The organism is Arsenicibacter rosenii (assembly GCF_001870735.1).
Taxonomy (GTDB): Bacteria; Bacteroidota; Bacteroidia; order Cytophagales; family Spirosomataceae; genus Arsenicibacter; species Arsenicibacter rosenii.
Genome location: NZ_MORL01000030.1, coordinates 60656 through 73725 on the forward strand (window position 1 = coordinate 60656; position 13070 = coordinate 73725).

General features: G+C 50.8%; 8 protein-coding genes and 2 pseudogenes. 3 read left to right on the forward strand and 7 right to left on the reverse strand.

Going from position 1 to position 13070, the window contains the following annotated elements; all coding sequences use genetic code 11:
- Positions 1-27 precede the first annotated feature (27 nt).
- The 3 genes from BLX24_RS27160 to rpmH form a co-directional block, all read right to left on the reverse strand.
- Positions 28-1680, reverse strand: a complete 1653-nt coding sequence (locus tag BLX24_RS27160; protein ID WP_071506389.1) for a S41 family peptidase — start codon at positions 1678-1680, stop codon at positions 28-30.
- A gap of 66 nt (positions 1681-1746) precedes the next feature.
- Positions 1747-2163 carry a ribonuclease P protein component gene (locus BLX24_RS27165; RefSeq protein ID WP_071506378.1) on the reverse strand — a complete coding sequence of 139 codons (417 nt, stop codon included), beginning with the start codon at positions 2161-2163 and terminating at the stop codon, positions 1747-1749.
- 85 nt (positions 2164-2248) lie between these two features.
- Complete coding sequence (gene rpmH, locus BLX24_RS31855; RefSeq protein ID WP_083422208.1) at positions 2249-2416, reverse strand: 50S ribosomal protein L34; 168 nt, start codon at positions 2414-2416, stop codon at positions 2249-2251.
- Positions 2417-2671: 255 nt separating this feature from the next.
- Here rpmH and BLX24_RS27170 point away from each other — a divergent pair, with 255 nt between their 5' ends.
- Positions 2672-4120, forward strand: a complete 1449-nt coding sequence (locus BLX24_RS27170; RefSeq protein ID WP_071506379.1) for a M61 family metallopeptidase — start codon at positions 2672-2674, stop codon at positions 4118-4120.
- A 288-nt stretch (positions 4121-4408) separates the two neighbouring features.
- On the opposite strand, the gene BLX24_RS27175 is transcribed toward BLX24_RS27170, so the two are convergent.
- The 4 genes from BLX24_RS27175 to BLX24_RS27190 all read right to left on the reverse strand — a co-directional run bounded on the left by BLX24_RS27175 (position 4409) and on the right by BLX24_RS27190 (position 10574).
- Positions 4409-5761 (reverse strand): TolC family protein, encoded by a 1353-nt coding sequence (locus BLX24_RS27175; RefSeq protein WP_071506380.1) that lies wholly within the window; start codon positions 5759-5761, stop codon positions 4409-4411.
- Positions 5758-8832, reverse strand: a complete 3075-nt coding sequence (locus BLX24_RS27180) for an efflux RND transporter permease subunit (protein ID WP_071506381.1) — start codon at positions 8830-8832, stop codon at positions 5758-5760. The genes BLX24_RS27175 and BLX24_RS27180 overlap by 4 nt, the downstream gene beginning before the upstream one ends.
- Positions 8822-9862: an efflux RND transporter periplasmic adaptor subunit gene (locus BLX24_RS27185; protein WP_229201904.1), complete on the reverse strand. Its 1041-nt coding sequence runs from the start codon at positions 9860-9862 to the stop codon at positions 8822-8824. Before BLX24_RS27185 ends, BLX24_RS27180 begins: the two co-directional genes overlap by 11 nt.
- Positions 9863-9980: 118 nt before the next feature.
- Positions 9981-10574 carry a TetR/AcrR family transcriptional regulator gene (locus BLX24_RS27190; protein WP_071506382.1) on the reverse strand — a complete coding sequence of 198 codons (594 nt, stop codon included), beginning with the start codon at positions 10572-10574 and terminating at the stop codon, positions 9981-9983.
- A gap of 231 nt (positions 10575-10805) precedes the next feature.
- Here BLX24_RS27190 and BLX24_RS34190 point away from each other — a divergent pair.
- A pseudogene (locus BLX24_RS34190) lies at positions 10806-11696 on the forward strand (transposase family protein).
- Between the two features lie 138 nt (positions 11697-11834).
- A pseudogene (locus BLX24_RS32310) lies at positions 11835-12773 on the forward strand (IS3 family transposase); the annotation flags it as partial.
- Positions 12774-13070: the final 297 nt, after the last annotated feature.

The following is a 13070-nucleotide window of genomic DNA, read 5'->3' on the forward strand; positions in this document are numbered from 1 at the left end:
CTCCCTTTCCGGTAAGCCCGTACTTTATTATTTCTTCAGAATAGACTGATAACGGTTCATGTCCTTAAACAGGTCCAGCGCAGCCTTCATCTCCGGATCATTGTTGAACGACGATTCTTTAATACCTTTCTGCAAATAGTAATGCCCCGTAATTTCCTGTTCGAGCATTGGTTTCAGCTCCGGTTTGAAGGTCATCAGATCGGCTTCCTTGCTGTGCGACACCTTGGTTTGCAGGGCTTTCAGCTGGTCTTTGATCAGGTCAAAATACTTCTCCTTTTTGGCCGAGGCTTCGAGGCCGGCGATGTCTTTTTCAACCTGTGTTGTGTAATCGTATTCCTTGTCTTTCAGCCAGTTTACAAAGTCCTGATACTCGGCATCGGTCAGGCGGAATTCGCGGGCCGGTTTAATCTGCGGGTGATCGTGCCGGTATTTAACGGCATAATCAAAGATCAAACCCTTGTTGCTCAGGCTCAGCGCAATCGGCGTCGGATTATTGGCTTCGGTAATCACATCCGGCAACACACCGCCACCGTCATACACGACACGGCCATTTTTGGTTTTAAATGCTGTTTTGAGCGAATCGGCAATTTTACCGACACTGCCGTCCGGATTGCGGTGGCTGTAGTCAATAGCCTGAATACACCGACCGCTCGGAATGTAGTACTTGGCGGTTGTGATCTTCATTTTTGTATTAAACGACAGGTCACGGGTTGTTTGCACAAGCCCCTTGCCGTAAGTCCGCTGGCCAATCAGTACCCCGCGGTCGTAATCCTGGATAACGCCCGATACAATTTCGGCGGCCGAAGCACTACGGCTGTTACAGAGTACCACAATCGGCAGATCGAGATCAAGTGGCGGTGCCATAGCCGTATAGGTTTTATTCCATTCCTGAACTTTCCCCTTCGTGGTTACCACCTCTGAGTCTTTCGGAATAAACAGGTTAGAGATGTCGATGGCCATGTTCAGCAAGCCGCCCGGGTTCTCACGAACGTCGAGAATCAGCTTTTTCATACCTTTGGCTTTCAGATCGATAACGGCCTGCCGGACCTCGCGGGCGGCCGTGGCGGTAAAGTCTTTCAGGTCGATATACCCCACCTCATCGTTGATCATGCCGAAATACGGCACGTTGGTCATTTTCACCACGTCGCGCGTAACCGGAATGGTCAGGAGGTCTTTTTCGCCGTAGCGGCGGACGGTCAGCTTAACGGCTGTTCCGTTCTGTCCGCGCAGGAGTTTATCGGTATTATCGTCTTCGGGGCGGTTGCGGACTTCTACGCCATCAATTTTCAGGATTTCATCTCCAACGCGCAGTCCTGATTTTTCGGCTGGTGTGCCTTCATAAATCATCATGACTACGCTTTTGCCCTGCCGTACGCCCACAAGTGCCCCGATGCCGTTATAACGGCCGGTCGTCATGGTACGGTAATCCTCAATTTCCTCTTCCGCGTAGAAGTTGGTATACGGGTCGAGGGCTTTGAGCATGGCATCGATACTGGTTTTGACCATCCGGTTCGGATTTACCTCATCGACATAGTACATGTTTAATTCACGGAAAAGGGTCGCATAAATGTCGAGGTTGCGGGCAATTTCAAAGAACCGGTCATCGGTTTTGAAGGCCGCCAGCGACGCACCTCCGGCCACGAGGCCAGCCAGCGCTAAGGCTTTTATAGACTTTTTCATAAACATGTATTTGCTTTTGCCCCGGGGAGCTGCGATCATGGAGTAATACAGGAAACAACCGAACTATCAGGCACGAAATTTCACGGATTGGTCACCGCCCAGTTTTCGTAAGGCTAATTTCATGCCTTTTTCTATCTCTTCAAACGAAATTATTTGTTTGGCGGTATACAAAAAAGCAATATAAGCAGGAGGGGCGGATGTTTCGGTGCCAAATAATAAAGATTTATGGAGCCGGTAGCTTTCGCGTACCCGCCGGCGCACGACATTCCGGTCGACCGCATGTTTAAAACTGCGCTTGGAGACAGAAATCAGAATAGAAGGAAGCGGGGAAGGAGGTGTGTCCGGAAGCGGTTGTTCATCGAGATAAACCACCCTAAATGGAAAGAGGTAGAACGTTTGGATTTCCGTGCTACCTCTTTTGAATAAGCGATCGATGATCTTTTGGTTGGTCAGCCGTTCGGCTTTCTGGAACGTCTGTTTCATAATGCTGTCAGTTCGAGATCTACAGTGATTTGTGTTCCGTTTGGTCAACAAACCCGGCAGAGGGTCAGGCACCTGATGAAAAACCTTACAGTTTAACGCGGTCGCCTTTTTTCTCGTCTGATACAGTCAGTTTCCAACGACCTTTAGCACGACGACGTGCTAATACTTTACGACCATTGTGGCTGCTCATACGCTCGCGGAATCCGTGTTTGTTTTTCCGCTTGCGGTTTGATGGTTGATAAGTTCTTTTCATTGTATTATCTGCTCAGGAGCGCTGTTTCCCAAATGAGTCCGCAAAAATAACCGATCAGGCCGGATAAACCAAATTTATATTTGGTAAAGTTTAGGGTAGTGCCCGTTAGGGTGGGTTTCGGGTGTATTATATTGGTTCTCCGGTTAATTAGAGGATCGCCATAAAGTTAAAAAGACGCATTAGGTTATAACTTTACAGGCCTATTCATTGTCATGGGAGTAGTTGCCCAAAGCCGTTTACCAGAGCCTGTCACCTATGCATTATATTTTGTCTGCTGATCCGCAGTTACCTCATTACATCGCCGTTGACGCGTATCTGCGTGATATTACCACAGATACGGTTGAGTTACAGTTACCGGCCTGGCGGCCTGGCCGGTACGAACTGCAGCATTTCGCCAGAAATATTCAGCGTTTTGCGATCTATGATCAGGCGGGGCATCCGGTGCCGTTCCGGAAAATAACCAAAGACCGCTGGCTGGTCCAGACCAAAGGCATTACCAGTCTGGTCGTCCGCTACAACTATTTTACCAGTATCATCAACGCCGGAACCAGCTTTATCAGCGACACGCTCCTGTATGTCAATCCGGTCAATCTGTGTGTGTATGCGGAAGGGCGCATCGACGAACCGTGTTCGCTTACCCTTGCCATTCCGGACGAATGGCCCGTTGCCTGCGGCCTGAAGCCGTCGGGCGAAAAGCAATTGTGGGCAAGCGATTTTTACGAACTGATTGACTCGCCTCTGATTGCGGCTCCTGATCTGCAGCGCATCGACTATACGGTCGGCGAGGTGCCGTTTACGGTCTGGTTTCAGGGAAACATTGTCCCGGACCATGAGCGGATTATCGATGATTTCAGCCGTTTTTCGGCTGCTCAGCTGGATTTGTTCGGGGAGTTTCCGGAAGCCGATTATCATTTTCTGACCATTGTCCTGCCAACGGCTTATTACCATGGGGTAGAACATCGTAACAGCACGATGCTGGTGCTGGGGCCCGACGACGAAGGCGAGGGGCTTTATATCGACCTGTTGGGGGTATCGTCGCATGAATTGTTCCATGCCTGGAACATCATCCGGATACGGCCGCAGGAATTGCTGCCTTATGACCTGACCCGCGAAAATTACTTTCAGACCTGCTTTGTGGCCGAAGGCGTCACAACTTACTACGGCGATCTGCTGCTGCGTCGGGCAGGCGTTTTCCCGGATGCGGCCTACCTGAAAGAATTACAGGTAACGTTTAAGCGTCACTTCGATGTGAGCGACCGCGCCTTTCAGTCGCTGACCGAATCGTCATGGGATTTATGGCTGGATGGTTACGATAAGGGTGTTCCTGACCGGAAGGTATCCGTTTACCACAAAGGTGCCATTGCGGCGCTGATTCTGGATCTGCACATCCGGCAGGTAACCAATCATCGCCGGAGTCTGGATGATGTTATGCGGCTGATGTGGGAGCGCTACGGGAAGCCGTTCATCGGCTACAGCTATGCAGATTATCAGGCCGTGACGGAAGAGGTGGCAGGGCAGTCGCTGGAATGGTATTATACGCTTTGTATTGAGGGCAATACCTCACTGCTTCCGACGCTGAATCAGTACCTTGGCTTTGTCGGCCTGCAGATAATCCACGACGAAAACGGAGGTGTGGTGCTGGAGGTGGTGCCCGACGATCTGATCGGTACGCTGAACCGGCGTAAATGGTGGGGAATTGACTAGATAATGTAAGTTGCGTAGTATTATATAATAGTAAAATCCTGAAAATCATGGAAATTTGAGGCGCTAAACAAAAATGGCCTCGAAATAAAAGACTTTACTATTGCAAGGGTGCCGGCCGCCTGACTATTTCTTTTTGGACGATCTGTTGCTAAAAATGCCTACTGGCAGGGTACTATTTGAAAAATCATTATGGTTTTCCTATGCCTCATCCCCCCCCCAATCGCCGGTTATTTCTTTTTATGCAAAACAGATCGACGACTGAGTCGATCTGTTTTGCATGAGAAATGCTCAGGGATGTGGATTTGTTAGCTGGCTATACGTTGCCCGGTTGAACTGATACTGCGTTTTGGCTTCGATCAATTTGTCTGCGGCTTCGGTGAGCAGTGCCTGGGCTTCCAGCAAGTCGGATATGGTAATCAGACCACTGGCGTAACTTGACTGGCTTACCTTTACATGTTCGGTCGCCTGAAGCTTCGCCTGCTCCAGTACGCTGATCTGCCGGTAGGACTCGACTACATCTACCCAGGCTTTTTCCGTTTGCAGTCGTAATAAGCCCTTCGTATCGTTCAGCGTGTTTTCTGCTATCTGCTCCCTGATTTGCTGTTCCTTAACGGCGTATTTATTCGTCCACCAGTCGGAAATGGGAATCGAGACGGTAGCGTATAACAAGCCATTGCTGATGCCGCTTCCGCCCTTCATCAGACCAGCCACCTGATAGCCAGCCAGGCCTATCGCAGCCTGCGGCAAGGTTTCGCCCGCTTTCAGCCTGGTCTGCAACTGAGTGGCTTTGACGGCCTGCTCCAGGAGCTGACAGGCCGTCCGGTTGGCAACAGCCGCTTCTGGATTGGCATACATCGATTGCGGCAGGGGGAGCTGATCCAGATTTTCAGACACCACCAGCGTCGAATCGTACGGCAGACCCAGCGTGTGGCAGAACTGCCGTAGGGCCAGTTGATGACCACTGTTCAGCTTGTTTTTATTCGCCTGTAACTCGCTTTTTTTGAGCTGTACTTTCAATACGTCATTCCGCACGATCAGCCCCGATTGAAAGGCATCGGTTACCTGCTTGTCCACACTGGCGAGCAAAGCCTCGTACCGGGCAATGGTTTTGTGCTTTTCCTGAAGTGATACCAGTTGCCAATACTGCTGTTCGGTTTTCAGTAGTACCTCGTCACGCGTCAGCCGTTGTTGGTTTTCCTTGATGTTGACGCCCAACTGGGCTAGTTCGTTTCCCCGCTGAATTCGTCCGCCGGCATACAGCGGTTGCGTGATCGTCAGAAAACCAACACCTGTCCGCTGTAGGGCTTTGATGTTGGCTCCCGGAAAGTAAGCGAACTGAGTAGCCGTGCGCAGGTTGGCGGGGTTACCATCATACACGGGTAAATTACCACCGGGCATTTGGTAACTGACCAGCGGGTTGATGGCCTGAAAACCCAGCAGTTGGGCACTTACTTTCGGTAGGTAGTTCATAAAAGCCGATTTCTTAACGGCTTTGGCAGCTTCTGTTTCCAGCGCGCTGTTTTTGAGGGACGCACTTTGTTTTAGGGCCAACTCCTTACTCGTCTGTAAGCTGAGTGGAGTCTGACCGCAGGCAAGCGAGGAACACAGGCCAATGAGTGCCCCGAGTTGAATCAGCTTCATGGTTGAACGACTTGTTTTTTGACGAATTGAGCGTACAGTACCGGTAACACAAACAGAGTCAGCAGCATGGAAACCAGCAGACCCCAGCAAACTACGGCTCCTAAAGGCCCCCACAGGGTCGAACCACTCACAATCATGGGTACGACGCCAATGGCAGCGGCAAAGGAGGTTAGAAAAATGGGCCGCATCCGGCGTTTCGCAGCCGCGACAGCCGATTCGGTTAGTGACATCTGATGGCTGGTTTGTAATTCCAGGGCATAATCGATCAGGATAATCCCGTTGCGAACCACGATGCCCATCAGGCTCATAATCCCCAGAAACGAGGTCAACCCAAAGGGGTAACCGGTCAGTACCAGCCCGATCCCTGCTCCCAGAAAGCTCAGCGGCATGGTGGTCATCACCAGCAGCGCCAGCCTGGAACTTTTGAATTGGAAGACCAGAATCAGGAAAATCAGCAGGATGCCGGTCCCCAGGGCTTTGGACATAGGGATATAATTTTCGATCTCACTTTCTTCTTCGCCCCCATACTGAAGCCGGATGTCAGGCCCTGCCTTGATCTGGCTAATCTGGGGTTTCAGTTGAGCCAGCACCTTATAAGGCAGTACGCCCCGCCGGACATCCGCCCGAACAGTGATGGTGTTTACCCCATTCCGCCGGATAATTTGTCCTTCACTCCAATCCGTAGTCAGCGTAGCCACCTGACGAAGCGGAACGGTTATCCCGGCGTAGGGCGACGTAATCTGCTGATTTAGAACGGCGGTGAAGGTATTGCGTTCGGAGGCCGGGTTAACCATCCGAACCGGAACCGGGTAATCCCCTTCCCAAACCGTCCCGATGGGAAAACCCGACAGGCCCGAAGCCAGCGAGGCTGCCAACACGCCACGGCTCAGTCCCAGCCGATTCGCCAGTTCGTCGTTTACTTCCACATGGACGCCCTGACGCGGATTGAGGTAATCCGTTCGGGCCCAGATGACGGACTCATGGTGCTGCATGACCGTTTTAATCTGAGCCGCTACGTGTTTGAGACTATCCGGATTGGTGCCGGAAACCCGTACTTCGATGGGAGCCGGTGTGCCCAGCAAATCCAGCTGTTTCATTCGGACATAGGCATTCGGAAACGCATTGCGTCGGGTCCGCTCATAGTCGCCCAATAGGGCCGCCGCATCGTCGGCCGTCCGGGTATTAACAATGAGCTGGGCGTAGTTCTTCGCCGGGAAATTAGGGGCATAGGTCGTGTGGAAACGGGGCGAACTGGTACCGATGAACGCGGCTACATTCACAACCCGCCCATCGGCCATCAGCTCTTTTTCCAGCCGGTCGGAAACCGCTGCCGTCTGTTTCAGGGTGCTGCCTTCGGGCAGGTAAATTTCGACAGCGAACTGGTTCCGCTCCACTTTCGGAAAGAGTTGACGGGGCACTAATGCCAGCACCAGACCGCCCAGCACGACGGATGCAACACCGGCCAGAATGGTCAGCCGAGGCCACCGGAACGCAATATCCAGCAGCTTATCGTAGCCCAGTTGCAGGTACTCCAGGGTATTTTTCCGCCGGGTCGTTCCTTCGGCTTTTCGAACCCCTTTTCGGATAAACACCGAGCACAGGTAGGGAACCAGTAAACACGCAATCAGCAATGACGTGAGTAAGGCGACGCCAATGGTAATGGGTAATGATCCAACAAAATCCCCCACCATGCCCGACAGAAAAAAGACCATGGGTACGTAGGTCGCCACAATGGCCAGCGTGGCCGAGAAAACGGGTACAAATAAGTCGGTCGCACTGCGTTGGGCGGCCTCCCAAGGCGTTAGGCCATGATCGAGAAGTTCTACATGGTTATCGATCACGACGATGGCATTATCCACCACCATCCCCAGTACTACGATCAGCCCGGCCAGCGAAACCGTCTGAAGTTCAACGCCCAGTAGATACAGAATACCAATGGTGATCAGGATTGAAATGGGAATGGTGATCCCGGCCACAGCCGCCACTCGCAGCGGCAGGAACAGCATGGTAATGACCACGACGGCAATGATGGCAATGAGAAACTCCGTCAGAAAGTGATCGACCGAATGGCCCACGGCTTTCGGCATATCCGCAATGGTGTCAATCGTTACATCGGCCGGAAGCTGGGCTCGAATCGTAGCCAGCGATTGGGTAACCTCTTTTCCGAAGTCAACGATGTTGTTGCCCGGCTGCATTTCCAGCGAAATGATGACACTTTTTTCGCCGTTGTTTTTGATATAGGAATCCGGTTCGGCATAGGTTCGAACCACTTGGGCAACATCCCTTACCCGCACCAGATTACCCAGCGGATCGGTATAAACAATCTGATTGCGGATGGCTTCTTCCGAACGCAGGGTAGCAGGTACGTGAACGGGGGTAATGAGCTGACTGTTATCGACTTCGCCAGCGTAATAGACTGCTCCCTCCAACTGCATCGCAGCCAGCACAGATAAAGGTCGTACTCCGTAGTGAGCCAGCTTATTGTTATCCAGATACAGGGTGATTTCCTCCGACTGCAACCCGTAGTGTTTGACCTTCGACACCGTTTTGATGGTACGTAACCCGGTTTCGATGCGTTTGACATACCCTTCCAGCTCTTTGTAAGACCGTCCCTTCGACTGAACCGTTAGTAGCAGGGCCGACGTATCGCCGAAGTCGTTATTGGCAATTAGAGCAATTACCTGAGGAGGCAACTGCATTTTGAGCTGATTAAGACCAAATTTTATCTTATCCCAGAAGGCATCCGGGTCTTTCACGTTGGTGTTGATTTCCACGGACACGATCAGCATGCCTTCTTTGGAAATCGAATAGGTTTTCTCCCGATTGACTTCCTTGAATCCGTACAGAAAGCTTTCCACTTTCGTGGCCAGTTGCTCTTCTACCTGCCGGGAGGTAGCCCCCGGATAGACGCCCACGATCAGACCCTGCCGGATCGTAAACTCGGGAAACTCGTTGCGGGGCATTTTCCAGAGAGCGAACCCGCCAAACAGCACCATCAGGCTCGTCATCAACAGGATAATCTGCCGGTGCGTCATGGCCCACTCGACGATATTCGTACGCTTATTTTCCATGTTGGTACTGACTGATTTTTACCGGCGATCCGGGGCTAAGTTTATCCTGACCGGCCACCACGATCTGGTCGCCCGGTTTTAGGTCACCACTGACCAATACGCCCTCACCGACTAAAGCCCGGGTTTTTACCCGCCGCTTCCGGGCTCGTTGATCGACCACCACATATACAAATTCCTGATCGCCCGCATCGGATTGCAGGGCCTTGTTGGAAATCAGCAATCCGGTCTGGGCCGATGTCAGGCTCAGCCGGACGGCACTGAGCATACCGGGTTTGATCGACTGGTCTGGGTTAGGGAGCTGGATTTTGACCGGGTAAGTATGCGATAAGGGATCGGCGGCTACGCCAATTTCCCGGATCGTTCCCGACAGGGTCCGGTCGAGGGCTTTGATCGTAACGTGGGCTATATTCCCTTTCCGCAGCAGGGCGATTTCGTTTTCAGGCACCGGAATACGGGCGTATACCGTCTTTATATCCAGCAAGTCGAGAACCGGCGTACCGGGCAGCACATTCATGCCCGGCATCATCTGTTTCCGGCCAATAATACCCGATTCCGGGGCATACAGGTTACAATCCCGCACGCTTTTCAGGGCCATGGCAACGGCTGTTTTTGTCTGGGCCAGTCCCGTCTCTGCTTCAACCCATTTAATGTCGGGAAGCGTCCCGTTTTCGTGCATGGGCTTGAGCCGGTTGTAGGCATCCTGGGCCTGTTGCTCTTTTTGCCGGGCCAGCTGATACGTATTCTCCGCCGTCGACGCATCGACTTTACCCAGCAACTGTCCTTTCCGTACGGATTGTCCTTCCTGCACGGCCACCGATAGCACGGTTCCGGGCGACGCAAAACTGAGCGGAGTGGTTTGGTGGGCTTCAATGACACCACTGTAGTCCGACGTGTACGGATGTGTGGTACTGCCCACAGTTTGGGCCTGTACCAGAATTGAAGCGGATTCTTGTTTTGAACGGGATGGGTGGTCGTTGTCCGAAGCACAGGCCGACACGGTTGCCACCATCCCGAAGAGCCAGTATTTCATAGCAGACGGGAATAAAAAACAATAGTTATAAAACATACAGACTTAAATCGTATTATGGTCGGCAGGTGTCGCAAAAAAAACTACACGATGGCTCGTGTAGCCAGCCGGGAAGGGGGGCTCAGCTAAGCCCCTTTACCAGTACGCCCACCAGCAAATCAGCCTTATCTGGCAATGTGTTGTGTTTGTTGTACATAATAATGTCCATTTCTACCCCCCGCACACAAGTGACCAGTAACTCCGTCAGCATAGCCAGATCGGCTTCAGACTGATGGTGGAGCGTCCCTTCGGCTATCCCCAGCGTTAAAACGGATAAAATCAGGTTGGCTTCCTGCTGGTCATACCGCGTTCGCAGCCGCCGGAACTGCGTATTAATCTCTAGAGTCGACGCGTCCGTTTCCATGGCAAACCGGTAGAGATTAACCCGGTGCCGGATGCTCTGAATTTTGACAACAATGTAAGTTTTGAGTTTAGCATGCAGGCTCTTTTCCTGATCGACCGCCTGTTTAACCTCCCGGAAAAAGCTGTCCATTTCCTGACCCAGTACTTCATCGATAATCTCTTCTTTGTTCTTGAAGTGATGATAAAGCGTACTCTTCCCCTTGCCGGCAGCTTTGGCAATATCTTCCATTGTCGTCTTGCTGAAGCCATACTGCTGCATCAGCTTTCTGGCGGCCTCAATGATCGACTGTATAACAGTGTTTTCGTTATCCATACCCGACTAAAAAACAATTTTCGTATTTTGGTCTGCAAAGCTAACCGATCTGTTTAAAACTTCCAAGCATCCGGGCATAATTTTAGGGTGATTGCATCAAGGGTTAAGTTGACTCAATAGAGTCATTAGATAATGTAAGTTGTATGAATCCGGTTTGATGGGATAAAAAAGGACATAGCATCAGGAGAGTGTACTTTTGAAGTGCGAAAACAACAGTATTCCTCTTGAGCTATGTCCGAAAAAGTGATTGCAATTTACTGTCGCTTCGGCGCTCCGATTTCTTGACGATTTTTTTCTGGAAACCAAGCATCGTGGCTCGTGCAAACCACAAGCTATGTCAAAAGTATCTGACAGTATTGTGCTGACAACAGCCATTATATCAGCCCGTTTCTTTGGCGGTAACCAGGCTGCTGCCATGCTTTACATGTCTGAAAACAACATGTTATTATGCTTGAGAAGTCTGCTTTTAACCGACGGCTTCACCGGCTGGCCTACACGCTGAGCGAGTTGTTTTACTATCTGGCTGACTTCTTTAAAGTGCTCAATATCAGTGGAAAATACGTGGTTGATTCATTCCCGGTAGCTGTTTATGACAACATCTGCATTGGCCGCTCCCGCTTGCTTAAGGGGGAGGAGTACCGAGGCAAAATCGCTTCTAAACAACGCTTCTTTTTTGCTTCCGGCCGGGCCGTCGGGCAGTTCAACTCATCACTACTGTGGACAAACAACCAGTGCAGTTTTTCATCATGCCGGGTTCAGTGGCTGATGTGAGGGCCTTACAGATGATACATGGCACCGGCCACCTGGCTGAACTTGCCTGCCAATAGTGAGTGGTTTGGTGACGCCGCCTACACAGACTATGAACAGGAGAATCTCTATGCTGATTGCGAGAGTATTACCTTGAGGATTCAGCGAAAAAGCAATAGTCAGCGACCGGATCCGGTTTGGGAAGCCGTTTATAAGAAAACAGTTCGGCAACGCATTGAACAAGCCTTTAGTCAGGTCACGATGTGGTTTCCTGAAAAGATTCATGCCGTCACTGAAGTCGGATTTCTGATCAAGATCGTCTTGTTGCTATTAGCCTATGCCTATAGTGTACCCAATAAACTGGACCAGTGCTAAAGTTGGATAACGGGGTTAAATTAGCCCCTATGAAAGGCAAGAGCAAGCGCAAATTTACCGCCGACTTCAAGTTGAAAGTCGTTTTAGAAGTCCTTAAAGAGAAAGACACTTTAGCCACTATCAGAAAAACGATACGAGCTACACCCCAATCAGATCGCTGACGGGAAAAAACTATTTCTGGAACAGGCTCGTCAAGTCTTTGAGAAACCTAACCTACCCATAGCCCCCCAATTCGAAACGGATGCAGCCTTGCTTTACGAGCAGATTGGGCGACTCCAAATGGAACCGCTCGGGCGGCCCCGTAACCTTCTTAAAAAAAAAGTTGACACCATGAGTCTGTCCCAACGTCGAGCTTTGGTTGAACCAGCCCTTGAGGCTAGTATCCGCCAACAATGCCAGTGGCTAAAATTGCCTCGATCCTCTTACTATTATCAACCCTGTCCAGCCCCCTCTGACGATTTGATATTGATGCGATTAATCGATGAACAATATCTGTTAACGCCCCACTATGGATACCGGAAAATGACCATGTTTCTACGCGAAACAGGGCATTTGATCAATCACAAGCGGGTGCAGCGGTTGATGCACATGATGGGATTAGAAACCATCTACCCTAAATCGAATACATCACAACCTGCTGTAGGTCACCGGACTTACACCTACTTACTGCGCGGACTCGTGATTAGCCGGGTGCATCAGGTTTGGGCCACTGACATCACCTATGTGCCCATGCCTGATGGATACATGTATCTGATGGCGGTGATGGACTTATTCAGTCGGTATGTACTGGTCTGGTCGATCTCCAACACGATGGAGGCCGAATGGTGCAGCCAGTTGTTAAAGAAAGCCTTGGCCAGCTATCCTGCTCCTGCCATTTTCAACACTGATCAGGGGAGCCAGTTTACCTCGGATACGTTCACCTCTGTCTTGCATGATGCTAATATCCGTATCTCGATGGATGGAAAAGGTCGAGCCTTGGATAATATTTTCGTTGAACGTCTTTGGCGCACGGTAAAATATGAGCGGTCCGCCGCTCATATCTTTGTTTGTATGCCTATGCAGATGGCTGGCAGTTAGAAAAGGGTTTAAGTGAGTTCTTTACCTTTTATAACCAGCGACGCTATCACCAAGCCCTATCTTATCGCACACCTGAGCAAGTCTTCAAGTCAACTGAAGGGAGCAAAAAGCACATGGAAGAATCAATCAACTAACAACTTCGTTATCACACTGGCTGGTACAGATCTAGGGGTGCAGGGTAGCCCTCGAAACAAACTTGTAACATACAACTTACGTTAGATATAATAAAACCGGCGCAAGTGCGCCGGCCTTATCACCGTTAACTAAATCTAATTCAAGTTGCGTGATATAGAGTTT